The sequence below is a fragment of the Erwinia sp. B116 genome (assembly GCF_002865965.1).
Lineage (GTDB): Bacteria > Pseudomonadota > Gammaproteobacteria > Enterobacterales > Enterobacteriaceae > Erwinia.
In genome coordinates this window covers 34,135-55,456 of the sequence record NZ_JRZZ01000008.1, presented here as the reverse complement: position 1 = coordinate 55,456, position 21,322 = coordinate 34,135, and the positions used below count along the sequence as shown (strand labels likewise).

Genomic DNA, 21,322 nt, shown 5'->3' with positions numbered 1-21,322 from the left:
CATCAGGTAGTTCAGGCCGTCGCTTTTATTGCTGTTCCCGATCTTCCTGCTGCTTCTGCTGTTCCTGAGCATCCTGCTGCCCCTCAGCGTCCTGCTCCCGGGCCAGCTCGGCCACCGGCAGTGCCCCGGCCGCCCGCTGCCACAGGCGCAGGGTGAAGTCGGCCTCGCAGGCAAAAGCGTCGGTGGTGGCCAGAATGCCCCACACTTCCGGGCGCGCCCGCCATGCGAATGGCGTCATCTGCAGCAACGCGGCCGACTCCTCACTGTTCAGCGTCATCGGGTAGCTGAGCGACTGCTCCTGCTGCAGGCTGAAACCGGGCATCTGCTCCGGTGTGGTGTCGTGCAGCTGTACGTCCTGGTAAATCAGCGCTTTAAACTGAATCAGATGTCGCGGGCCGGGGGTGACGGTCAGCACGTAGCCGCCCGGTTTCACCACCCGCGCCAGCTCTTCGGCCTTGCAGGGGGCATAGATGCGCAGCACCGCGTCAAACTGCGCCTCGGCAAACGGCAGCCGGTGGCTTGACGCAACGCAAAACTCAACGTTGTGATAGCGTTTAGCCCCGGAGCGTACGGCGATCTTCGCCACGTCCAGCCCCCAGACTACCGCCTCACCCTGCGCCTGCAGCCGGCTGGCCACCGCCTGGGTGTAGTACCCTTCCCCACAGCCGATATCAAGCACCTTCGCCGCGCCCGACGGCAGGATGCCGGCCAGCAGATCGCACACCTGCTGCTGCAGCGGTTGATAGTGACCGGCGTCGAGGAAATCACGCCGCGCCTGCATCATCTCCGCATTGTCGCCAGGCTGGCGTGAGCGTTTATGTTGTACCGGTAGCAGATTGACATACCCCTCCTTCGCACGATCGAACTGATGCTGGTTGGCACAGCGCCAGCTGCGCTGCTCAAAGGTCAGCGGCTGCTGGCAGAGGGGGCACTGATACGACATAAAGACTCTCCGGGGAAAATGACGGCGGCAGTCTACTGCAAATCTGCTGGCAGGGGCAGCCAAATCTTGCAGGCAACAAAAAAGCCCGGTCATCGCTGACCGGGCTTTAGCATTCAGATTTCAGCCTTCATCACGCACCGGGCGCGCATCAGGCTCAGATCGAAAATTAGATTGCGGTGACGTTCACAGCAGCAGGGCCTTTCTGGCCGTCCTGAATTTCGAACTCAACGTTCTGGCCTTCGGCCAGAGTTTTGAAGCCGTTACCCTGGATTGCAGAGAAGTGTACGAACACGTCTTTGCTGCCGTCAGCAGGAGTAATGAAACCAAAACCTTTAGACTCGTTGAACCACTTAACCTGACCTTTAATCTTTGCCATTTTGCAAATTCCTTAGAGTGTTTTTTCGCCCGTGGGCATAACCGTACAGAAAAACCAGAGACATTACTGCATGAGGCATTAATTAAGGCTCGGCAAGGAAGCGGTATTCAACGTCAACGTCTTTACTCAGAACTTCTTTACTGAAGATGCCACACATAAACAGGATTGTACCTCGTTTTACCCATTTGGTTTATCACATATTCGCCAATTAATGGCAAGTTATTTTTAACTCAACTTGCGGCTTCGCACAGATTTGAAACAATAGCTGCGATAAAGTGCACATTCAGGGTAATTATCATGCAAACAAACCGTACACTTAGTGCTCAAATGTTACGCCGACGTGCGCCCCGTCTGGTGAGCGCGTCGATGACAGGGCAGCACAAAAAACCTGCCCTCACCGCCAGGGCTCTACTTTATGCTGTGATTGTTGCCTGCTGATGACAACGCGATACCCTAATTCCACCGGAGCGCCCCCCTCAGGATAAACCATTGCCTTATAAGATTTTTTCCTGAATGTATGCACAATGAATATTTGCTGAATAAATACGCTGCACCAAAAAAAGGAAAATCCTTCCACTCTGCCCCATTTAATCGCAAAGGCCGCGTAGAATAGATGTTCCCTTCTGGTTCAATTATTAGCGCATAATTAGATGCTGCTCTCATTTTCGGCATTAGATATAAGAAAATACTGTAGCATTACTCTTGACAGATATTAGCCAGCCCGCGGCTTTCGCCAATCCGCCAGGCGGCGAAGCGCTCACCGTCCATGCCGGACGCCTGCAGCGCATCTGACAACACCTGTGGCGGGGCATCCAGCGACTCGTCGGCCAGCTCAAATACGCCCCAGTGGATAGGAACGGTGAGCGGTTGACCGAGATCGCCATACAGCGAGACGGCCTGCTGCGGATCCATATGCTGCCCTTGCATGAACCATTCTGGTGCATAGGCCCCGACCGGCAGCGCGGCCAGGTTAAATGGCCCGAGCCTCCGCGGGATCTCCAGCAGATTCTCCGAATAGCCGCTGTCGCCGCTGAACCAGAAGTTCAGCGCCTGGTACTGCACCACCCAGCCACACCACAGCGAGCGGTTACGATCCCACAGCGTGCGCATGCTCCAGTGCCGGGCGGGCACCGCATGCACCCGCAGCCCGCCGATGCAGGTAAACTGCCACCAGTCCAGCTCGGTCACGCGCCGCGCGCCGCGCTTGCGGAACCAGCGGGCCAGCCCCAGCGGCACCACGAACTCGGTCTGCGGGAAGCGTTTGATAATCGCCTTAATGGTTGGCAGGTCCAGGTGATCGTAGTGATTGTGCGAGATCAATACGCAGTCGACGCGCGGCAAATCGGCGATCGCAAGCGCAGCCGGGGTTTTCCGTTGCGGCCCGTAAAAACGCAGCGGTGACGCTCGCAGGGAGAGCGCCGGGTCAATCAGCGTGATCTTGCCGCCGGTGCGCAGCATCAGACAGGCGTGGCCTAACCACCACACCCGGTCATCGTTGCCGCTGAGGTCGGCCGGCTGCCACCACTGCGCCGTAAACTGCGGGTAGCCCTGCGCCGGCGGCAGCGGCAGCCCCTGGGCTTTGCGCTCGCGCTGCCAGCGCCGCAGGTCACCGGGCTGGCGCAGATCGGGTTCAGGGTTACAGAAGCCTTCCGGAGTGTGGTGGGCCAGTGAGGGATCGTACCAGGGATTATTCCAGGCCATTGCGGTTAGTTAACTCCAGCGGCTCAGCGTTCAGGGATCATACGGATAAAATCTTTTTCAGCGCTCTGCTCTTCCTGCGCCGCCGGCTCGTTACCCACCACTTTGTCACTCAGCCGGCGCAACAGCGCGTTTTGTTGCTTTTGTTCTTCCAGCAGTTGCTCCAGCAGCTGGATCTGCTGATTGGCCCGCACGCTGGCGCGGTTAACATAAAACCAGACCACCAGCCCGACGATCGTCAGGGCGGCTCCAATACAGGCCGACGCGATGCTGAACGCGCCGTTCATTGTTTCGTTCATACAAACCTCTGAGGGAGTAATGGCTGCCATCATGCCCGGCAGCGCTGCGGCAGTGATTCTACTCACAACCGCGATAATTGATAGTTTCCTCACAAAAATTTACCGGCGTGCGGCGGAAAACCGCCACAGATTCAGCATCCTCTGAGTGCCACCAGGCCAGATTCAGGTCATGCTGATCACCGGGCCGGCAGTCACGGCCCGCACACAGTTCAACAGACAATAATAAGGGGACAGGATGAAAATCTTAACGCGTCTGGTCGCGCTGCTGGTGATTATCTGGCTGGCGATGCTGTTTACCGGTTACGGCGTTCTGACCGGCAGTACCAAAAACGTCGCGGGCCTGGGCCTGCAGTGCCAGTATCTGACCGCCCGTGGGATGGTGGTGGCGCAGTATCTGCACACTGACAGCGGCATCGTCGGCGTCACCGACTGCCCGCTGTTGCGCAAAAGCAGCGAAGTGGTGGATAACTAACCGGACGGGCCGCCTTGCCGGCGGCCCGCCAGCCCGCTATGTCTTCACAGGGCGTGGCGTATAACAAACATTCTTGCAATTCTTATCTCATTTACAGATTGGTAGAAATCGTAAAAACCCTTAGCATGCTTACATTCTTCTCTTAGCCTGCACTTCACTATGTCCTCTTCTGTTACTGACGGCCTGCCGTTACCGCAGCGCTACGGCGCGATCCTGGCGATCGCGCTGGGTATTACCGTCGCCGTGCTCGACGGCGCAATCGCCAACGTGGCGCTGCCGACCATTTCCCGCGAGCTGAACGCCAGCCCGGCGGAGTCGATCTGGATCGTTAATGCCTACCAGCTGGCGATTATCATTTCGCTGCTGTCGCTCTCCTACCTCGGCGATATGGTCGGTTACCGGCGCGTCTATCAGTGCGGCCTGGTACTGTTTACCGCCACCTCGCTGTTCTGTGCACTCTCAGACTCGCTGGGCATGCTGACTTTCGCCCGCGTTTTGCAGGGGTTTGGCGCGGCCGCGCTGATGAGCGTCAACACCGCGCTGATCCGCATCATCTATCCGCAGCGCCACCTGGGCCGCGGCATGGGCATCAATTCGCTGATCGTTGCCGTCTCCGTCGCGGCCGGGCCAACGGTGGCGGCGGCGGTGCTGTCGGTGGCCTCCTGGCAGTGGCTGTTCCTGATCAATATCCCTATCGGTATGCCGGCACTGTGGCTCGCGCTGCGTTTCCTGCCCGCTAACGCGCAAAAAAGCCAAGGGCAACGTTTCGACCTGCTGAGCGGCATCATGAACGCGCTAACCTTCGGCCTGCTGCTGTCGCTGCTCAGCGGCTTTGCACAGGGGGTGGACGGCCGGCTGCTGCTGGCTGAGCTGGTGGGGCTGCTGGCGGTCGGCACGCTGTTTATCCGCCGCCAGCTGACGATGAGCGTGCCGCTGCTGCCGGTTGACCTGCTGCGCATCCCGATTTTTGCCATGTCGCTCTGCACCTCGGTATGCTCGTTCTGCGCACAGATGCTGGCGATGGTCTCGCTGCCGTTTATGTTGCAGGGCGTGCTGCAGAAGAGTGAAGTGGCGACCGGGTTGCTGCTGACCCCCTGGCCGCTGGCGACCATGGTGATGGCACCGATCGCCGGACGACTGATTGAGAAGGTGCACGCCGGGCTGCTCGGCGCGGTCGGGCTGGCGATGTTTGCCGGCGGGCTGTTTGCGCTGGCGCTGCTGCCGGCGATGCCGACGGACCTCGATATCATCTGGCGGATGATGCTGTGCGGTGCCGGTTTCGGCCTGTTCCAGTCGCCGAACAACCACACCATTATCTCGTCCGCGCCCCGCCACCGCAGCGGCGGCGCCAGCGGCATGCTCGGCACCGCCCGCCTGCTGGGGCAGAGCAGCGGTGCCGCGCTGGTGGCCCTGCTGTTTAACCTGTTCTCCACCGGCGGCAGCCACTACGCCCTGCTGCTGGCCGGCGGCTTTGCCAGCCTCGCCATGGTGTTCAGCGCGCTGCGCATCAGGCCGCTTCACGCATAAAAAAACCGGGCGGATGCCCGGTTTTTTATCTTCACCCGTACTTCCGGCGGACTATTTCAGGTACTCACCGCTGCGCAGCGCTTCGATACGCTTATCCAGCGGCGGGTGCGACATAAACAGCTCGCTCATCGACTTCGACTTGCCGTTGATGCACAGCGCCATCATGCTGCTGGCTTCCTGCGGCTCGTAGCTGGTTTTCAGGCGCTGCAGCGCGGCAATCATCTTCTCACGACCGGCCAGACGCGCTGCACCGGCATCCGCATGGAATTCGCGATGGCGCGAGAACCACATGGTGATAATACTTGCCACGATACCGAACACCAGCTCCAGCACCATCGACACGGCAAAGTAGACCAGCGGGTTACCGTTGCTGTTCTCTTCACCATCGCGGTTGCCGGACATAAAGCCCGCCGCCAGCTGTGCCAGAATGCGCGAAATAAAGATCACGAAGGTGTTCACGATGCCCTGAATCAGGGTCATGGTCACCATATCGCCGTTAGCGATATGGCTGATTTCGTGCGCCATCACCGCTTCCGCTTCGTCACGGCTCATGTTCTGCAGCAGGCCGGTGGAGACCGCCACCAGCGATTTGTCACGGCGCGCGCCGGTGGCAAAGGCGTTAATGTCCGGCGCGTGGTAAATCGCCACCTGCGGCATGGCAATGCCGGCCTGCTGCGCCTGGCGGGCGACGGTGTCCATCAGCCAGCGCTCGGTCTCATTACGTGGCTGCTCAATCACTTCACCGCCAACGGAACGCAGCGCCATCCATTTTGACATCAGCAGTGAGACGAACGCACCGCCGAAGCCAAACAGACCCGCCATAATCATCAGGCCCATCACACTGCTTGACTGGATCCCTGTCAGGCTGAGGATCAGGCCGAACACCACCATCACACCCAGGTTAGTTAACAGGAAAAGCGCAATACGCATCATAAAATTTCTCTATCCTCAGTTAGTCACTCGGTATACCCGCATCGTTAAGCCGCCGGTATAGTCCTCCTTCACATCGTAAGGTCATCCCGGTGCTTTTCAAGCACTCTTAACCTTTAAGTGTTTAAAAAGACATAACTTTACATTTTTTATTACTTTTTTCAGTGAAGGCGATACGGCGCATCAATGCGGGGGGCAGAATAAAAAAGGCACAGCCTGCGCTGTGCCCTTTCGCTTACTTCACCGCAGCGGGGGTGGCTGCAGGTTGCTGTTTATCCAGCTGGGCCAGGTCATTGGCAATTTTGACCGTTTCATCCAGATACGGGTCCGGCTCTTTATAGTCTTTCGGCAGGTCGTCCAGCTTAGCCAGCGGCTTCTTGCCGTCCGCCTTCAGCCGGGCGTTGATGCGCTCCAGGCGCAGCGCGTCATCTTCCCGGTTCTCTTTTTCACGCTCGGCCAGGTTAAGCGAAATGATATTACGCTTGTCTTTGGTGGCGTTAAAGCGGGCGATATCCTTGATGATGTACTGGAACTCAGCATCTTTCGCGATACGATCCTGATGTTCTTTGATCAGCTGCGGCTCCAGCGATTTCAGCTCACCGGTTTTGGTGTAGGTCGCCGCGCTAATGCTGTCCCACGGCAGGGCGTTATCCTCAAACTTCTCACCGGTTTCCACCGCTTCAACGCCGGTTGGCATCAGCAGGTCCGGGGTAACCCCTTCACGCTGGGTGCTGCCGCCGTTAATACGGTAGAACTTCTGAATGGTGTACTGCACGGAACCCAGCGCCGGCCACTCCGGACGCAGCATCTGATCGTAGATACGGTTCAGCGAACGATACTGCTGAACGGTGCCTTTACCGAAGGTCGGCTCACCGACGATCAGCGCTCGGCCATAGTCCTGCATCGCGGCGGCAAAGATCTCAGACGCCGAGGCGCTGAAGCGGTCAACCAGCACCACCAGCGGACCTTTATAGTAGGTCACACCGTCGGTGTCGCTGTCCTCGCGGATCTTGCCAATATTGTCACGCACCTGCACCACCGGGCCACCCGGGATAAACAGGCCGGAGAGGGAGACCGCTTCGGTCAGCGCCCCGCCGCCGTTGGTGCGCAGGTCGATAACGATGCTGTCGACGTTCTGCTTCTGCAGCTTCTGCAGTTGCACCTTCACGTCATCGGTCAGCCCGACGTAAAAGCCCGGAATATCCAGCACGCCGACCTTCTCTTTACCGACGTTGTGCACGGTCATCTTCACCGCACGGTCTTCCAGGCGGATCTTCTCGCGGGTCAGGGTAATGGTGCGGGTCTTGGTGCCTTTACCGGCAGGCAGGATCTCCAGCCGCACTTTACTGCCCTTCGGCCCTTTGATCTGCGCGACGACGTCATCCAGACGCCAGCCGATCACATCCACTACCGGCTTGCCGGGCTGGCCAACGCCAACGATACGATCGCCAACGGTGATCGCCTTACTCTTGGCAGCCGGACCACCGGCGACCATCGAGTTGATTACCGTGTAATCGTCATCCATCTGCAATACGGCACCGATACCCTCCAGGGAGAGGCTCATTTCGGTGTTGAACTGCTCGGTGTTTCGCGGTGACAGGTAGTTGGTGTGCGGATCAATTTCGTGCGCAAAGGCGGTCATCGCCAGCTGGAATACGTCTTCGCTGTTGCTCTGCGCCAGGCGGCGGATGGCAAACTGGTAACGTTTGGTGAGAACCTCGCGGATCTCTTTTTCATCTTTGCCGGTCAGTTTAAGACTCAGCTCATCATATTTGACCTTGGCATCCCACAACGCGTTCAGCTCATCGCTGTTCTTCGGCCACGGGGCATTTTTACGGTCAATATCGATGGTGTCGTTGCCGGTAAAGTTCATCGGCTTATTCAGGACAGACAACGCGTACTGGTAACGCTCGAAGCGGCGCTTCTGCGTCAGGTTGTACAGGTCGTAAAAGACATTCAGCTGCCCGGTTTTGAACTCGTCGCCCAGCGTGGTTTTTTTCGCCGCAAACTGGTCAACGTCGGAAGCCATCAGCACGTTGTGGCTGTAGTCGAGCAGGTTCAGGTAACGGTCAAAGATTTTGGCAGAGAAATTCTGGTCAAGATCGAACTGACGGTAGTGCGAACGGGTAAAACGCGACGTAACGCGCTCACTGACGGTGGCATGTTGCGCTTCCTGATGCAGCTGGGGGATCTGATCGGCGCGCGTGATATTGTCAGCGGCGAATACGTTGCCTGCAATCAGCAGGCCCGCAATGATGGTGCTTTTAAAAAGAGTGTTCATGCCCTGATTAGCCTCCGTATCAGAACTGCAAGTGTTCTGCGCGTACGATCATTGCCAGGCCGGAAGCCAGCTGTACCCGGACACCTTCTTTACTGATTTCAAGAATGGTGGCGTCCATGGCACTTTTGCCTGCGGTGACTTTGATGTTCTGACCCACTTGCAATGCAGAGGTGTCGGTAACCGGCTTGCGCGGCGGCTGACGTTCTTCACGTACGGCGGCGGCGGCAGGTGCCTGTTCCGCTTGAGGGCGAGCCGGTTTGCTGCTGCGTGGTTTACGCGGCTGCTCGCCTTCGGCAGGCTTGCGGGCAGGTTTACGCGGGCGGCGTGGGGCGGTCTCTTCACCGGCTTCACGTTTTTTCGCCTGCTGCTGCTCACGCTGTGCCTGCACGCGCGCTTTGGCTTCTTCAAGCTGTTTGCGGGCGTGCTCAACATGCTGCTCATCCAGTTGACCACAGGCGTTGCCGTCAAGGTCAACGCGGTCCGCACCGGCTTTGATGCCGTACAGATAACGCCAGCTGGAGGTATAAAGACGCAGTGCAGAACGAAGCTGAGTTTTGCTCAGATTCATTTCACCCTGCACGCGGTCGACCAGGTCCTGGAAGATTCCGATCTTCAGTGGTCGTGCTTCGCCTTCGGCGCTAAAGCATTGTGGGAAACGCTCTGCCAGAAAGGCAATGACTTCTTTGGTGCTATTCAACTTAGGTTGATTTTCCATGAAATTTCCTGATTACAACGGGTTTGCCAATCAGCGCAGGCATGAACAGGCGCCATTATAATGCGCCCATCAGTAAATGCTACGTGATCCAGCGCTTTAGGCGCGTTTCATGTGAATAAATTTTTCCACATCCGTCGCGGCCAGCACCCTGCACAGCCCGTCAGTCAAGGCTTTCAGCCCTGCTTCATCCTCACCATCAAAGCGGTTGTACTCTACGCTGTCGATATCAAGAACGCCGATTATTTCGCCGTTCACCACCAGCGGCAGCACAATTTCAGCGTTACTCGCGGCGTCACAGGCAATATGGCCCGGGAAAGCGTGCACGTCATCAACGCGCTGCACGCTGCGGGTGGCCACCGCGGTACCGCAGACGCCCCGGCCTACCGGAATACGCACGCAGGCGATTTTGCCCTGAAACGGTCCGAGTACCAGGGTGTCCTGTTCGGTCAGCAGATAAAAGCCCGCCCAGTTAACGCCGTTCAGGCGTTCATACAGAAGTGCGCTGCAGTTACCCAGTACCGCCAGGAAGCTGGTTTCGCCGGTAAGTAACGCGGTCATATCACGGTTGAGGTCGTTGTAAAATTCTGCTTTATTCACGGTTCATCACTATATAATGTTGCGGAGCCACCTGGCGGCCCCGTGTAATAAAATAATCAGCTGTTGTCCGTCAGGACAAGATGCAACATGCGGTGGCTTAGGATACCCTTAGCAGGATGCTGAACCCTGATGGCGCTGACGTGTCATACTATCTTGTCATAACACTGCCCTGCTCCCGTATACCAAGGGCCTGAGCGCGATCGGAACGATGAAAATACACGCTATCACTCATGCTCTGCCCCAGGCACGTTATCAGCGATGCCCGCAGTGCGATACCCTTTTTTCCTTACCAGATGTGAAATCCAGCGAGTCGGCGCACTGCCCGCGCTGCAACGCGCGCATCCTCAACGGCCGCGACTGGTCGATGACCCGGCTGACCGCAATGGCGGTAACGATGCTGCTGCTGATGCCGTTCGCCTTCGGCCTGCCGCTGATGTCGATCCGCCTGCTCGGTACCAATATCAGCGCCAGCCTGCTGGGCGGCATAATGCAGATGACCCAGCAGGGCGAGTTGATTGCCGCCTCAATGGTGGCGTTCTGTACGCTGGGCGCGCCGCTGACCCTGGTGGCCTCCATCTGCTACCTGTCGTTTGGCGAAAAGGTGGGCATGAACCTGCGCCCGGTGCTGCTGATGCTCGACCGGCTGAAAGAGTGGGTGATGCTGGACATCTACCTGGTCGGGCTGGCCGTCGCCTCGATTAAAGTGCAGGATTATGCCGATCTCGATCCCGGTCCGGGGCTGGTGGCGTTTCTGGTTCTGACCGTGCTCAGCCTGCTGACGCTGATCCACCTTAACGTCGAGCAGCTGTGGTGCCGTTTTTACCCGCAGCAGCACAGGCAGGACGTCGCCCGCGTCGAGGATCTGCGCGTGTGTCTGAGCTGCCACTTTACCGGCGTGGCCGACGAACGTGGCCGCTGCCCGCGCTGCCATACGCCGCTGACCCTGCGCCGCCCGTACAGCCTGCAGAAGTGCTGGGCGGCACTGATCGCCTCCATCGTGCTGCTGCTGCCGGCCAACCTGCTGCCGATTTCGGTAATCTATCTGAACGGCGCGCGCCAGGAGGACACCATTCTCTCCGGCATCATGTCGCTGGCGGCAGGCAATATTCCGGTGGCGGCGGTGGTGTTCATTGCCAGTATTCTGGTGCCGTTTACCAAGGTTCTCGTGATGCTGACCCTGCTGCTGAGCATCCATTTCAACTGCGAACAGGGCCTGAAAACCCGCATTCGCCTGCTGCGCGTGGTGCAGTGGGTGGGCCGCTGGTCGATGCTCGATCTGTTTGTTATTTCGTTAACCATGTCGCTGGTCAATCGCGACCAGCTTCTGGCCTTCACTATGGGACCGGCGGCTTTCTACTTCGGTTCTGCGGTTATCTTAACTATCCTTGCCGTTGAGTGGCTGGATAGCCGTTTACTTTGGGATGCACATGCAACAGGAAACGCCGACTATACCGACTAGCGCACGCCTGATCCGCCGGCGAAAAATTTCGCCGTTCTGGCTGCTGCCGTTTATTGCCCTGCTGATCGCCGGCTGGCTGGTGTGGACCACCTGGCAGGAGCGCGGCACCACCGTGACCATCGATTTCGCCACCGCGGACGGCATCGTGCCGGGCCGCACGCCGGTGCGTTATCAGGGGGTTGAGGTCGGCCAGGTGCAGGGTATCAGCATGACCGACGATCTGCGCACCATTAAGATCAAGGCCAGTATCAAAAGTGATATGAAAGACGCGCTGCGCGAACAGACCCAGTTCTGGCTGGTGACGCCGAAGGCCTCGCTGGCGGGCGTCTCCGGCCTCGATGCGCTGGTGGGCGGTAACTACATCGGCATGATGCCGGGCAAGGGCGAACTGCGGGAGAACTTCGTCGCGCTGGATACCCAGCCGAAGTACCGTGTCAACACCGGCGAGATGCTGATCCACCTGCACGCGCCGGATCTCGGCGCGCTGAACAGCGGCTCGCTGGTCTATTTCCGCAAAATCCCGGTAGGCCGCGTTTACGACTACAGCATTAACAGCGGCAGCGGCGGCGTCACCATCGACGTGCTGATCGAACGCCGCTTTACCAACCTGGTGAAAAAAGAGAGCCGTTTCTGGAACGTTTCCGGCGTGAAGGCGGACGTCAGCCTGAGCGGCGCGAAGGTCGAACTGGAGAGCCTGGCGGCGCTGGTTAACGGAGCAATCGCTTTCGACTCTCCGGCGCAGTCGGCAGAAGCCAAAACCGACGACAGCTACCCGCTCTACCCGGACCTGGCGCAGAGCCAGCGCGGGGTGCAAATCACCCTTGACCTGCCCGACGGTAAGAACCTGAAGGCCGGACGCACGCCGCTGATGTATCAGGGGCTGGAGGTCGGTACGCTGACCAGACTGAACCTGCTGGACGGCGGCAAGGTCAGCGGTGAACTGACGCTCGACCCTTCGGTCAGCGGCCTGATGCGCAGCGGCACGCGCATTGAGATGCGCAGCCCGAAAATCAGCCTCAGCGACAGCAGCCTGAGTAACCTGCTGACCGGCAATACGCTGGAGCTGGTGCCCGGCGACGGCGAACCCCAGCACCACTTTGTGGTGCTGGCGGATAACGAGTCGCTGCTGCAGCAGGCGAACACTCTGCAGCTGACCCTGAGCGCGCCGGAGAGCTACGGCATTGACGCCGGCCAGCCGCTGGTGCTGTACGGCATGCGCATCGGCCAGGTGGTGAAACGCACCCTGACCGAGAAAGGCGTCAGCTTCGACGTTGCCGTCGCCCCGGAACACCGTGGCCTGGTGCATGGCGACAGTAAATTTATCATCAACAGCCGTCTGGACGTGAAGCTGGGCATCGACGGCATGGAAGTGCTGGGTGCCAGCGCGCGTGAATGGGTGGATGGCGGTATCCGCCTCGATCCGGGCGGCAAAGGCGAGCCAAAAAGCCGCTACCCGCTCTATGCTAACGCGGAAAAAGCCGAGGAAGGCGTCACCGGCGATACGCTGCCGACCACCCTGACGCTGACCGCGGGCAGCCTGCCGGATATTCAGGCCGGTTCCGTGGTGCTGTACCGTAAATTCCAGGTCGGCGAGATCGTCGGCGTGACCCCACGTGCGGACGCCTTTGACGTCAGCGTGCATATCAAGCCGGAGTACCGCCGTCTGCTGACCGCCAACAGCGTCTTCTGGGCCGAAGGCGGGGCGCGGGTGCAGCTGAACGGCAGCGGGCTGACCGTGCAGGCTTCGCCGCTTAATCGCGCGCTGAAAGGGGCGATCAGCTTCGACAACCTGAGCGGCGCCGGTGCCGGGCTGACCCGTCAGGATAAGCGCGTGCTCTACGCCTCAGAAACCGCCGCCCGCGCCGTCGGCAGCCAGATCACCCTGCGTACCTTTGACGCCAGCAAGCTCTCTGAAGGCATGCCGATCCGCTATCTCGGCATCACCATCGGCCAGCTGGAGTCGCTGGCGCTGGGGGTCGACAACAATCAGGTGATCGCCAAAGCGGTGCTCTACCCGGAGTACGTGGACAACTTTGCCCGCCTCGGCAGCCGCTTCTCGGTGGTTTCACCGCAGATTTCCGCCGCCGGGGTTAACCACCTGGAGACGCTGCTGCAGCCCTATATCAACGTCGATCCGGGTAAAGGCCGCGCGCTGCGCACCTTCGAGCTGCAGGAGTCCACCATCACCGATGCGCGCTACCTCGACGGGCTGAACGTGGTGGTTGACGCTGCTGAAGGCGGCTCGCTGTCGGTGGGCACGCCGGTGCTGTTCCGCGGCGTCGAGGTCGGTACCGTCACCGGCACCTCACTGGGATCCATGGCCGACCGCGTACAGATTACCCTGCGCATCAGCCAGAAGTACCAGCACCTGGTACGTAACAACTCGGTATTCTGGCTGGCTTCCGGCTACAACCTGAAGTTTGGCCTGATCGGCGGCGTGGTGAAAACCGGCACCTTCCAGCAGTTTATTCAGGGCGGCATCGCGTTTGCCACCCCGCCAACGGTGCCGCTTGCGCCGCAGGCCACCTCCGGCAAGCACTTCCTGCTGGAGGACGAAGAGCCGAAAGAGTGGCGTAAATGGGGCACCGCCCTGCCGAAATAAGCGCAGGCCTGTGCTCCACCGCAACCTCAGGACGGGATTTCCCGTCCTGACTTCTCGCCGCTCCCGTCGTTTTCCACGCCCGCCGCCAACTGTGGTAGACTGCACTCTCTTTTGACTTTCCCGGAACCCGTCTGTGTCCTCTTCCCGCGTCTTTTTTCCCCAGCCGTTTCTTGATGAAATGCAGCAACTGCTGCCTGACAACGCAGAATTTGCGCGCTTTATCGCCATCAGCCAGCAGCCGCTGCGCCGCAGCCTGCGCGTCAACACGCTGAAAATCAGCGTGGCGGACTTCCTGGCGCAGGTCGCGCCCTATCAGTGGGCGCTGACTCCGGTGCCGTGGTGCGCAGAGGGGTTCTGGATCAGCCGCGACGATGCGGACACCCTGCCATTGGGCAGCACCGCCGAGCACCTGGCCGGGCTGTTCTACATTCAGGAAGCCAGCTCGATGCTGCCGGTGACCGCGCTGTTTGACGGCAGCCCGTCGCCCGGGCGGGTGATGGACGTGGCCGCCGCGCCAGGTTCAAAAACCACCCAGATCGCCGCGCGTATGAACAACACCGGTGCCATCCTGGCCAATGAGTACTCGGCCAGCCGGGTCAAGGTACTGCACGCCAACCTCAGCCGCTGCGGAATCAGCAACACCGCCATGACCCACTTCGACGGCCGGGTGTTTGGCGCGGCGCTGCCGGAGTCCTTTGATGCGATCCTGCTGGATGCCCCCTGCTCCGGCGAAGGCGTGGTGCGCAAGGATGCGGACGCGCTGCGCAACTGGAGCGAGGAAAGCACCGCGACAATCGCCGCCACCCAGTGCGAGCTGATCGACAGCGCGTTCCATGCCCTGCGTCCGGGCGGCACGCTGGTCTACTCCACCTGCACGCTGAACCGCAGCGAAAACCAGCAGGTGATCGCCTGGCTGCTGGCACGTTATCCGGACGCTGTAGAGGTGGAGCCGCTGAACCAGCTGTTTAGCGGCGCGGAGCAGGTGGCGACCCCGGAAGGTTTCCTGCACGTCTTCCCGCAGGTGTTCGACAGCGAGGGGTTCTTTGTGGCCCGCCTGCGCAAGACCGCCGGCGTTGCACAGCTGCCGGTGCCCGGCTATAAGCTCGGCAAGCTGCCGTTCAGCCCGTTGAGCCGTAAGCTACAGCAGGAGGTGGCCGACGCGGCGGCAAAAGTCGGTTTGCAGTGGAGCGCTGAGCTGACGCTGTGGCAGCGCGACAAAGAGCTGTGGCTGTTTCCGGCGGCCATCGAGCCGCTGCTGAACCGCGTGCGTTTTTCCCGCATCGGCCTGAAGCTGGCCGAGACCTTTGCCAAAGGCTACCGCTGGCAGCATGAAGCCGTGGTGGCGCTGGCCAGCGCGCAGGCGGCCAACGCGGTGGAACTGAGCAGCGGTGAAGCGGAAGAGTGGTATCGCGGGCGGGATATCTATCCGGAGCGCCCGCTGCCGGCCGGTGAGCTGATCATTTGCCATCAGCAGCAGCCGATCGGGCTGGCAAAAACGGTGGGCAGCCGCATCAAAAACAACTACCCGCGCGAGCTGGTGCGCGACGGCAAGCTGTTCGGCGTCTGAGGGATCGGACGCCCTGCCGGGGCAGGAGCAGCGGTAACGCGCCCTGTCCGGACGGTTGCAGTCTGAACGTTAACCGGTAAAGCACCCTGTCCGGGAGAACGCAGCCGGAATGCTAACCGGTAAGGTACCCTGCCTGAACGGTGCCCTGCACGCGCCGTTTTAAACCGATGCCGGTACGCGTTTATGCCGGCATCCGGCAGCAGACCCTGCCCGGCTATTTCACCGCGCGCGGATTTTTTCGCAGCGAACCACTCCAGCTAAAGTCCTTCACTTCGCTCTCTTTTGCCGCAGAAGGTTTTTTCACCCGTTTTACCGGCGTCTTTTTGTTAGCCTCCTTCGCCAGCCGCTCCTTCATCACCAGCTTTTTGGCCTCTTTCAGGATCTCCTTCTCCTCTTTCTTACTGGCAACGTGGCCCAGCTTCGTCGTTAGCGTTTTAACGCGCAGTTCCACCAGCAGCTTCTCTTCGGCGGTAAACTGGTCGATCGAAATCTCTTTATCGTTGCTCATATCACAAACTCCAGACGGCGGATAACGGGGGTACCCGATGCAGCGGCCGCCCGCGTTTTCGCGCGACGATCGGGTACGCGCTCTTTTATCGGTTAATCTGCGGCAACAAGCAAGCACGGTGAACCTTGCGTTCACTCAATTATTCCCCGCGCCACGTTGCCGGTTAGCCAAACCTGTACTATGTTCAGCACTGTAATCAATAAGTTAAAACGAGACTATCAGATGCTGATCAAAGGTATTAGTAAGGGATTCTTTATCTTTATTCTGGCCATAACCACGCTGGCCTTTTTACACGTGCTGGGGCCCTATTTTTCCGCGATCCTCTGGGCCGCGATCCTGGCGATTATTTTCCACCCGTTAAAAACCCGCCTGCGCAACGCGCTGGGGGACAAAAATGGCATTGCCTCGCTGCTGACGCTGCTGGCAATCTGCCTGATCGTTTTTATCCCCCTCGCGCTGGTAGCGTCATCGCTGGCGATTGAATGCAACGCCCTCTATAACCGGCTGCAGAATAACCAGACCGAACTGGCCACGGTGGTCAGCAGCGTGGTCAATCACCTGCCGAGCTGGGCGCGCCACTTCCTTGCCGAAAATAACCTCAACAACCCCGAACATATCCAGCAGCAACTTTCCGGCGCGGCGATGAAAGGCGGTCAGTTCTTCGCCGGCAGCATTATGCTGATTGGCAAGAGTACCTTCAGTTTCACCATCGGCTTTGGTGTGATGCTCTACCTGCTGTTCTTCCTGCTGAAAGACGGCGCCTACCTGGTCAGCCTGGCCTTTAAGGCCATTCCGCTGACCGATCACGTTAAACACCATCTGTTCGTCAAATTTGCCGCCGTTTCCCGCGCCACCGTTAAAGGTACCGTGGTGGTGGCGGTGGTTCAGGGAACGCTGGGGGGCATTGCCTTCTTCTTCGCGGATATTCAGGGCAGCATTTTATGGGGCTCGCTGATGGCATTCCTGTCGCTGATCCCGGCGGTGGGTTCGGCGATTATCTGGCTGCCGGTGGTGCTTTACTTCCTGTTCAGCGGTGCGCTGGTGAAGGGGCTGGTGCTGGCGTTCTTCTTTGTGGTGGTCATTGGCCTGATCGATAATATCCTGCGCCCGCTGCTGGTGGGTAAAGACACCAAAATGCCGGACTACCTGATCCTGATCACCACCCTCGGCGGCATGGAGATTTACGGCATCAACGGCTTTGTGATCGGCCCGCTGATCGCCGCGCTGTTCATCTCCTGCTGGAACCTGCTCTCCGGCCGCGACCATAAGGGCAACACCGACGAGATCGACCCGGACTTCTTTGAAGAAGGGCTGAGCCAGCACGACAAAACCGAGTAACGGCTGGGCTAACGGGCCATTAAGCTGGGCCCGTTAGCCAAACCTGCCGCCTGATGCAAGACAACAGAAAGGCGCATCTTTTATCCGTAGCAAGCCAGGGATTAGCCATTTCCGTATCCCCCCTCACCCACCTTTTTATCGCTGACAACGCCCTGCACGCCGCCACTTCAGCATACAAAAAATGCGCAATTTTCGACATTATCAGGAAACTTTCAGAGCGACAGCATTCGATGCCAAACTGGCGTTAGGCGGGCGCAGAAAAAAGGCGTAGTGTGCAGGCGGGTGCTTGAGGCTTTCTGCCTTAAGCAGTGTGTATGTTGACGGCAGAAAGAGAAAAGCCCCATTCGATATTCATCAAATGAGGCCTGACCCTAATGCGCAACAACATGAAGGTTAGTCCTTTATCGGTCGAAAGACAAGGAGGAGTAACCATGAGACAGCACGCGGCGATCACGATCGCCATTCTGATCATCATCACCATTACGGTGGTGGTGGTGCTCAGCAGAAAAGACCTCTGTGAGCTGCGCATCCGAAGCGGGCAAACGGAGGTTGTTGCCGTCTTTATGGCTTACGAATCCATAAGGTAAAGGCAAACGGCGGGGAGTCACCTCCCCGCCAACCGCTGTTGTCCGCAACCGGTCTTAAGCACCCGCCTTTTTATTCGCGATCGGACGAATCAGCCTGTCGTCCGGAGCGACCGTTGCCGCCAGCAGGCTAAGCGGCTGGCGCTGCCTGACCACGGCGGCTGAGCAACAGCACGACGGCGGCACCGAGCAGCAGCGCGACGATGGCGTAAACGCGGTTCTCGGGCTGCGTACCGCCAATCCCGCCTGCCGCCAGGAAGTAACCGGCGGCAAAGACGGCTTTCGCAATCGTCCAGCCGGTGGTCGGCGGTCGGCGGCAGATGACCCTGACCGCCCATGCCCCGAGAATTAACCCCATAAAGCCCAATACTGTTTCCATTATCCACGCCTTCTCAACCGGTTATCCGCCGGATTTGTCCGCCGGGGAATCTTTGTAACACGGCGCACCGGTCCGGCGCTACTGCGCGGGAGAGGCCCCGGGGAGAACAACACCCGCAACGTTGCCCTGTTTCACTTTGCGACGGGCAGGTCGGCGCAACGGGTGGTATAGGCGGGCGACAGCATCTCGCGCTTCATCGCCCAGCTTTTCTGCATCCCCTGTCCGGCAAACCACAGCTTGCCCTTCCCCTGCTGGTTAATACCGTCGAGGATCTGCATCAGCGCGGCGCTGTTGGCCTGCGGCTGGCACTCATCAAACAGGTTCAGCTGTGCCACTCCCTGGCTGAAGAAGTCGCCGAGCATCACGCCGGCCTTCATATAGCGGTGCCCGTCGATCCAGATACGATCCAGCGCCGCCATCGCCAGTCGGATAATGTCACGGGTATCATTACTCGGCAGCGGCAGGCATCCCCCCGCCTGATTGCCGTAAAACACCTCGCCGGGCGTGTGCGGGCTGGTGCGCACAAAGACCGAGACCTGGCGGCAGTACTGGCGCTCCTGACGCAGCTTTTCCGCCGCCCGCTCGGCGTAGGCGCACACCGCCTGGCGCATGTCCTGGTAATCGGTGATGCGGCTGCCAAACGAACGCGAGCAGACGATCTGCTGTTTCGCCGGGGCAAACTCCTCCAGCGCAAGGCAGGGTTCGCCACGCAGTTCACGCACCGTGCGCTCCAGCACCACGTTAAAATTCTTACGAATCATCCACGGCGAACTCTCCGCCAGCTGCAACGCCGTGTCGATCCCCAGCAGACTGAGTTTTTTACTGATTCGCCGGCCTACGCCCCACACGTCGGCCACTTCGACCAGGGCCAGCAGTTTACGCTGCCGTTCCGGGCTGGAGAGATCGACCACGCCGCCGGTTTGCGGCCACTTTTTGGCCGCGTGATTCGCCAGCTTGGCCAGCGTTTTGGTCGGCGCAATGCCGACGCCGATGGTCAGATGCGCCTCCTTCTTAATACGGTCCCGCACCTGATGGCCGAACTGCGCCAGCGGCATGCAGTGGCTGACGCCGGTCAGGTTCAGGAATGCCTCATCGATCGAGTAGATCTCGGTGCCCGGCGCCATCTCTTCCAGCAGCATCATCACCCGCTGGCTCATATCTGCGTAGAGCGCATAATTCGAGCTGAAGACATTGACCCGGTGCTGCTGAAACAGCGCTTTTTGCTGGAAGTACGGCGCACCCATTACGATCCCGAGCCGCTTCGCCTCCGCCGACAGCGCAATCACGCAGCCGTCATTATTGCTCAGCACCACCACCGGCTTACCGCGCAGGTCCGGGCGAAACACCGTTTCGCAACTGGCGTAAAAGCTGTTCACATCGGCCAGCGCGAACATCAGCGGGTCGGCTTAATCACAAAGGTCACTACGCCGAACAGATTCAGCCCCTCTTCCGGGTTGATGACGATCGGCGAGTAAGCACGATTCATGGGCACCAGCCGCGGTACCGGACTCAGCTGCAGTTTTTTTACCGTAAACTCGCCGTCGATGGAGGCCACCACGATATCACCGTGCACCGCGGTCAGCGAGCTGTCGACCACCAGCATATCGCCATCGCCGATGCCCGCCCCGATCATCGAATCGCCGCTGACGCGGATAAAGTAGGTGGCACTGGGGTGAGCAATGCATACGTCGTTGAGATTGATGCGCGTCTCAATATAGTCCTGCGCCGGTGACGGAAAGCCGCACGGCACCCGTTCAAGGAACAGGGGTAAAGCCAGCAGAGAGGGCCACTCGCAGGCCTTAAAAATTTGCATAGAACACCACATAAGAAATATCTGTATATATATACAGTATTATCGATCATTACCAACGATCAACCCTTTTTCACGGGCGACGAACTATGCGGTTGATGAACGGTGGGATTTAACTACGCAGGGGTGAACATGCTTAAAGGATTCTGGCGATAGCTATCAGGATGCGATTGATAGCGTTCGCGAAGCCATTGAGGGCCATACAGAACTTTTGGTAGAAGAAGGTGAAACTGTTGCCTTCCACCACCTGTATTGAGGCGTTCATTGATGACGGGGAATATGCAGGAACTATCCGGGCGCTGGTTGACGTGGATGTCACTCCCCTGATGGGCAAAGCCGGAAAAATTAACGTGACGCTTCCGATGCTGCCGATCCGGCGTATCAATCGGTTTGTGGCAAACCATCCTGGGTATCGCAGCCGTTCCGAGTTTCTGGCGCGTGCGGCTACCGAGCGGTTTATTAAGGTACCGACATAAAAAAAGACCAAAGGCCAATCCTGCCTTTGGTCCAGGGAAATGGCTCTTTACAGAGCCGTGCGCTAAAAGTTGGCATTAATGCAGGCGGTGTGCCTGACTCTTAAAAGATAGACCACCGGCAGGGGAATTCCAGCCGGTGGAAATGAAGATGTTAACTTAATGTTAGCATTGTGATCGAAGCGGCAGAAACGGGCGTCCGCCGCCGGAGACTGGCGGCAAAACGCCGTGCGCGCTAACTATACGGCGACCGGCAGGAGTAGCAGCAGGTGAGATCGGCAGCACGTTCACAACGCTGGCGAGACAGGCCGATCATCCGCCGGGCTGAAGTTAACACGGCGTTAACCGTCGCAGCGCGGGTTTACCAACGGCGGCAGAGGGGCCTCCCCCTGCCCCGGCAGTCAGTTACAGAGCTTCTCGGCGCGGGCGATAATCGGTGCCAGGCTCTTTTTATGGCCCGGATTGTTCGGGTCATCCGCCAGCACTTTCTCAATCGGCACGCCGTGCGTCTGCCCGGCCTGCACTTTGGCGATCGCCTCTTCGTTCAATGGATATTGCATCAGCGTACCGTCGTTGATCGCAAACAGCACGTTACCCTTTTCGCAGCTCAGCATCATCTCTTCGCGGGTAAACGGCCAGTTATCCTTGCCCATATCAAAACGACTGACCGTTTCAACGCCAGCCAGCGCGCTGGTGCTCACGCCCAGTGCAATAAACAGCAATGCCCAATTTTTCATTACGATTTTTACCTTAACACGATGTCT

At 59.0% G+C, this 21,322-nt stretch carries 21 protein-coding genes and 1 pseudogene; 8 read left to right on the top strand and 14 right to left on the bottom strand.

What is annotated here, in order from left to right:
- Positions 1-25: 25 nt before the first annotated feature.
- The 5 genes and pseudogenes from rlmA to NV64_RS08280 all read right to left on the bottom strand — a co-directional run bounded on the left by rlmA (position 26) and on the right by NV64_RS08280 (position 3,316).
- On the bottom strand, positions 26-943 hold the full coding sequence (rlmA, locus tag NV64_RS08300; protein WP_056241997.1) for a 23S rRNA (guanine(745)-N(1))-methyltransferase: 918 nt from the start codon (positions 941-943) through the stop codon (positions 26-28).
- Positions 944-1,109: 166 nt separating this feature from the next.
- On the bottom strand, positions 1,110-1,319 hold the full coding sequence (gene cspE / locus NV64_RS08295) for a transcription antiterminator/RNA stability regulator CspE (RefSeq protein WP_001062678.1): 210 nt from the start codon (positions 1,317-1,319) through the stop codon (positions 1,110-1,112).
- Positions 1,320-1,339: 20 nt separating this feature from the next.
- Positions 1,340-1,476: pseudogene (locus NV64_RS23980) on the bottom strand (DUF2627 domain-containing protein); the annotation flags it as partial.
- Between the two features lie 539 nt (positions 1,477-2,015).
- Positions 2,016-3,020, bottom strand: coding sequence for an MBL fold metallo-hydrolase (locus tag NV64_RS08285; RefSeq protein ID WP_056241992.1), 1,005 nt, complete (start codon positions 3,018-3,020; stop codon positions 2,016-2,018).
- 23 nt (positions 3,021-3,043) lie between these two features.
- Positions 3,044-3,316 (bottom strand): YebO family protein, encoded by a 273-nt coding sequence (locus NV64_RS08280; RefSeq protein WP_056241989.1) that lies wholly within the window; start codon positions 3,314-3,316, stop codon positions 3,044-3,046.
- Positions 3,317-3,551: 235 nt separating this feature from the next.
- Here NV64_RS08280 and NV64_RS08275 point away from each other — a divergent pair, with 235 nt between their 5' ends.
- Positions 3,552-3,788, top strand: a complete 237-nt coding sequence (locus tag NV64_RS08275) for a YobH family protein (RefSeq protein ID WP_056241985.1) — start codon at positions 3,552-3,554, stop codon at positions 3,786-3,788.
- Between the two features lie 159 nt (positions 3,789-3,947).
- A complete protein-coding gene (locus NV64_RS08270; RefSeq protein WP_056241981.1) occupies positions 3,948-5,315 on the top strand; it encodes an MFS transporter in 1,368 nt (455 codons plus the stop codon).
- A gap of 51 nt (positions 5,316-5,366) precedes the next feature.
- Here the strand turns inward: NV64_RS08270 and htpX are convergent, their stop codons facing one another.
- The 4 genes from htpX to NV64_RS08250 all read right to left on the bottom strand — a co-directional run bounded on the left by htpX (position 5,367) and on the right by NV64_RS08250 (position 9,838).
- On the bottom strand, positions 5,367-6,248 hold the full coding sequence (gene htpX, locus NV64_RS08265) for a protease HtpX (protein WP_056241978.1): 882 nt from the start codon (positions 6,246-6,248) through the stop codon (positions 5,367-5,369).
- A 232-nt stretch (positions 6,249-6,480) separates the two neighbouring features.
- Complete coding sequence (gene prc, locus NV64_RS08260) at positions 6,481-8,526, bottom strand: carboxy terminal-processing peptidase (RefSeq protein WP_056241975.1); 2,046 nt, start codon at positions 8,524-8,526, stop codon at positions 6,481-6,483.
- Between the two features lie 19 nt (positions 8,527-8,545).
- Positions 8,546-9,241: an RNA chaperone ProQ gene (gene proQ, locus NV64_RS08255; RefSeq protein ID WP_056241972.1), complete on the bottom strand. Its 696-nt coding sequence runs from the start codon at positions 9,239-9,241 to the stop codon at positions 8,546-8,548.
- A gap of 96 nt (positions 9,242-9,337) precedes the next feature.
- The gene (locus NV64_RS08250; protein ID WP_056241968.1) at positions 9,338-9,838 is read right to left on the bottom strand and encodes a GAF domain-containing protein; all 501 of its coding nucleotides are present in this window, start codon (positions 9,836-9,838) and stop codon (positions 9,338-9,340) included.
- A gap of 208 nt (positions 9,839-10,046) precedes the next feature.
- Here NV64_RS08250 and yebS point away from each other — a divergent pair, with 208 nt between their 5' ends.
- The 3 genes from yebS (at position 10,047) to rsmF (ending at position 15,466) form a co-directional block, all read left to right on the top strand.
- On the top strand, positions 10,047-11,297 hold the full coding sequence (gene yebS, locus NV64_RS08245) for a membrane integrity lipid transport subunit YebS (RefSeq protein WP_101505723.1): 1,251 nt from the start codon (positions 10,047-10,049) through the stop codon (positions 11,295-11,297).
- A complete protein-coding gene (locus NV64_RS08240; protein ID WP_101505722.1) occupies positions 11,266-13,899 on the top strand; it encodes a PqiB family protein in 2,634 nt (877 codons plus the stop codon). The genes yebS and NV64_RS08240 overlap by 32 nt, the downstream gene beginning before the upstream one ends.
- Before the next feature lie 133 nt (positions 13,900-14,032).
- On the top strand, positions 14,033-15,466 hold the full coding sequence (gene rsmF / locus NV64_RS08235) for a 16S rRNA (cytosine(1407)-C(5))-methyltransferase RsmF (protein ID WP_072166477.1): 1,434 nt from the start codon (positions 14,033-14,035) through the stop codon (positions 15,464-15,466).
- Positions 15,467-15,680: 214 nt separating this feature from the next.
- Here rsmF and NV64_RS08230 read toward each other — a convergent pair whose 3' ends face one another.
- Positions 15,681-15,974: a hypothetical protein gene (locus tag NV64_RS08230; protein ID WP_056241958.1), complete on the bottom strand. Its 294-nt coding sequence runs from the start codon at positions 15,972-15,974 to the stop codon at positions 15,681-15,683.
- 222 nt (positions 15,975-16,196) lie between these two features.
- Here NV64_RS08230 and NV64_RS08225 point away from each other — a divergent pair, with 222 nt between their 5' ends.
- The gene (locus NV64_RS08225; RefSeq protein ID WP_101505761.1) at positions 16,197-17,312 is read left to right on the top strand and encodes an AI-2E family transporter; all 1,116 of its coding nucleotides are present in this window, start codon (positions 16,197-16,199) and stop codon (positions 17,310-17,312) included.
- 431 nt (positions 17,313-17,743) lie between these two features.
- Positions 17,744-17,899, top strand: a complete 156-nt coding sequence (locus tag NV64_RS08220) for a Hok/Gef family protein (RefSeq protein WP_056241955.1) — start codon at positions 17,744-17,746, stop codon at positions 17,897-17,899.
- 127 nt (positions 17,900-18,026) lie between these two features.
- Here NV64_RS08220 and NV64_RS08215 read toward each other — a convergent pair whose 3' ends face one another.
- The 3 genes from NV64_RS08215 to umuD form a co-directional block, all read right to left on the bottom strand.
- Positions 18,027-18,275: a hypothetical protein gene (locus NV64_RS08215; protein ID WP_072166476.1), complete on the bottom strand. Its 249-nt coding sequence runs from the start codon at positions 18,273-18,275 to the stop codon at positions 18,027-18,029.
- A 131-nt stretch (positions 18,276-18,406) separates the two neighbouring features.
- Positions 18,407-19,669 (bottom strand): translesion error-prone DNA polymerase V subunit UmuC, encoded by a 1,263-nt coding sequence (gene umuC, locus NV64_RS08210; protein ID WP_101505721.1) that lies wholly within the window; start codon positions 19,667-19,669, stop codon positions 18,407-18,409.
- Positions 19,669-20,088, bottom strand: a complete 420-nt coding sequence (gene umuD, locus NV64_RS08205; protein WP_101505760.1) for a translesion error-prone DNA polymerase V autoproteolytic subunit — start codon at positions 20,086-20,088, stop codon at positions 19,669-19,671. Before umuD ends, umuC begins: the two co-directional genes overlap by 1 nt.
- 230 nt (positions 20,089-20,318) lie before the next feature.
- Between umuD and NV64_RS08200 the strand changes: the two genes are divergently transcribed.
- Positions 20,319-20,561, top strand: a complete 243-nt coding sequence (locus NV64_RS08200) for a type II toxin-antitoxin system HicB family antitoxin (RefSeq protein ID WP_072166475.1) — start codon at positions 20,319-20,321, stop codon at positions 20,559-20,561.
- A 398-nt stretch (positions 20,562-20,959) separates the two neighbouring features.
- Here NV64_RS08200 and NV64_RS08195 read toward each other — a convergent pair whose 3' ends face one another.
- Entirely contained in the window at positions 20,960-21,295 is a 336-nt protein-coding gene (locus tag NV64_RS08195) for a YebY family protein (protein WP_101505720.1), read from the bottom strand.
- Positions 21,296-21,322 lie beyond the last annotated feature (27 nt).

What these genes read in the sequence shown, in the direction of transcription:
- rlmA (WP_056241997.1), bottom strand. Translation starts at nt 943, where the DNA reads ATGTCGTATCAGTGCCCCCTCTGCCAGCAGCCGCTGACCTTTGAGCAG.
- cspE (WP_001062678.1), bottom strand. Translation starts at nt 1,319, where the DNA reads ATGGCAAAGATTAAAGGTCAGGTTAAGTGGTTCAACGAGTCTAAAGGT.
- NV64_RS08285 (WP_056241992.1), bottom strand. Translation starts at nt 3,020, where the DNA reads ATGGCCTGGAATAATCCCTGGTACGATCCCTCACTGGCCCACCACACT.
- NV64_RS08280 (WP_056241989.1), bottom strand. Translation starts at nt 3,316, where the DNA reads ATGAACGAAACAATGAACGGCGCGTTCAGCATCGCGTCGGCCTGTATT.
- NV64_RS08275 (WP_056241985.1), top strand. Translation starts at nt 3,552, where the DNA reads ATGAAAATCTTAACGCGTCTGGTCGCGCTGCTGGTGATTATCTGGCTG.
- NV64_RS08270 (WP_056241981.1), top strand. Translation starts at nt 3,948, where the DNA reads ATGTCCTCTTCTGTTACTGACGGCCTGCCGTTACCGCAGCGCTACGGC.
- htpX (WP_056241978.1), bottom strand. Translation starts at nt 6,248, where the DNA reads ATGATGCGTATTGCGCTTTTCCTGTTAACTAACCTGGGTGTGATGGTG.
- prc (WP_056241975.1), bottom strand. Translation starts at nt 8,526, where the DNA reads ATGAACACTCTTTTTAAAAGCACCATCATTGCGGGCCTGCTGATTGCA.
- proQ (WP_056241972.1), bottom strand. Translation starts at nt 9,241, where the DNA reads ATGGAAAATCAACCTAAGTTGAATAGCACCAAAGAAGTCATTGCCTTT.
- yebS (WP_101505723.1), top strand. Translation starts at nt 10,047, where the DNA reads ATGAAAATACACGCTATCACTCATGCTCTGCCCCAGGCACGTTATCAG.
- NV64_RS08240 (WP_101505722.1), top strand. Translation starts at nt 11,266, where the DNA reads ATGCAACAGGAAACGCCGACTATACCGACTAGCGCACGCCTGATCCGC.
- NV64_RS08230 (WP_056241958.1), bottom strand. Translation starts at nt 15,974, where the DNA reads ATGAGCAACGATAAAGAGATTTCGATCGACCAGTTTACCGCCGAAGAG.
- NV64_RS08225 (WP_101505761.1), top strand. Translation starts at nt 16,197, where the DNA reads ATGCTGATCAAAGGTATTAGTAAGGGATTCTTTATCTTTATTCTGGCC.
- NV64_RS08220 (WP_056241955.1), top strand. Translation starts at nt 17,744, where the DNA reads ATGAGACAGCACGCGGCGATCACGATCGCCATTCTGATCATCATCACC.
- NV64_RS08215 (WP_072166476.1), bottom strand. Translation starts at nt 18,275, where the DNA reads ATGGAAACAGTATTGGGCTTTATGGGGTTAATTCTCGGGGCATGGGCG.
- umuC (WP_101505721.1), bottom strand. Translation starts at nt 19,669, where the DNA reads ATGTTCGCGCTGGCCGATGTGAACAGCTTTTACGCCAGTTGCGAAACG.
- umuD (WP_101505760.1), bottom strand. Translation starts at nt 20,088, where the DNA reads ATGCAAATTTTTAAGGCCTGCGAGTGGCCCTCTCTGCTGGCTTTACCC.
- NV64_RS08195 (WP_101505720.1), bottom strand. Translation starts at nt 21,295, where the DNA reads ATGAAAAATTGGGCATTGCTGTTTATTGCACTGGGCGTGAGCACCAGC.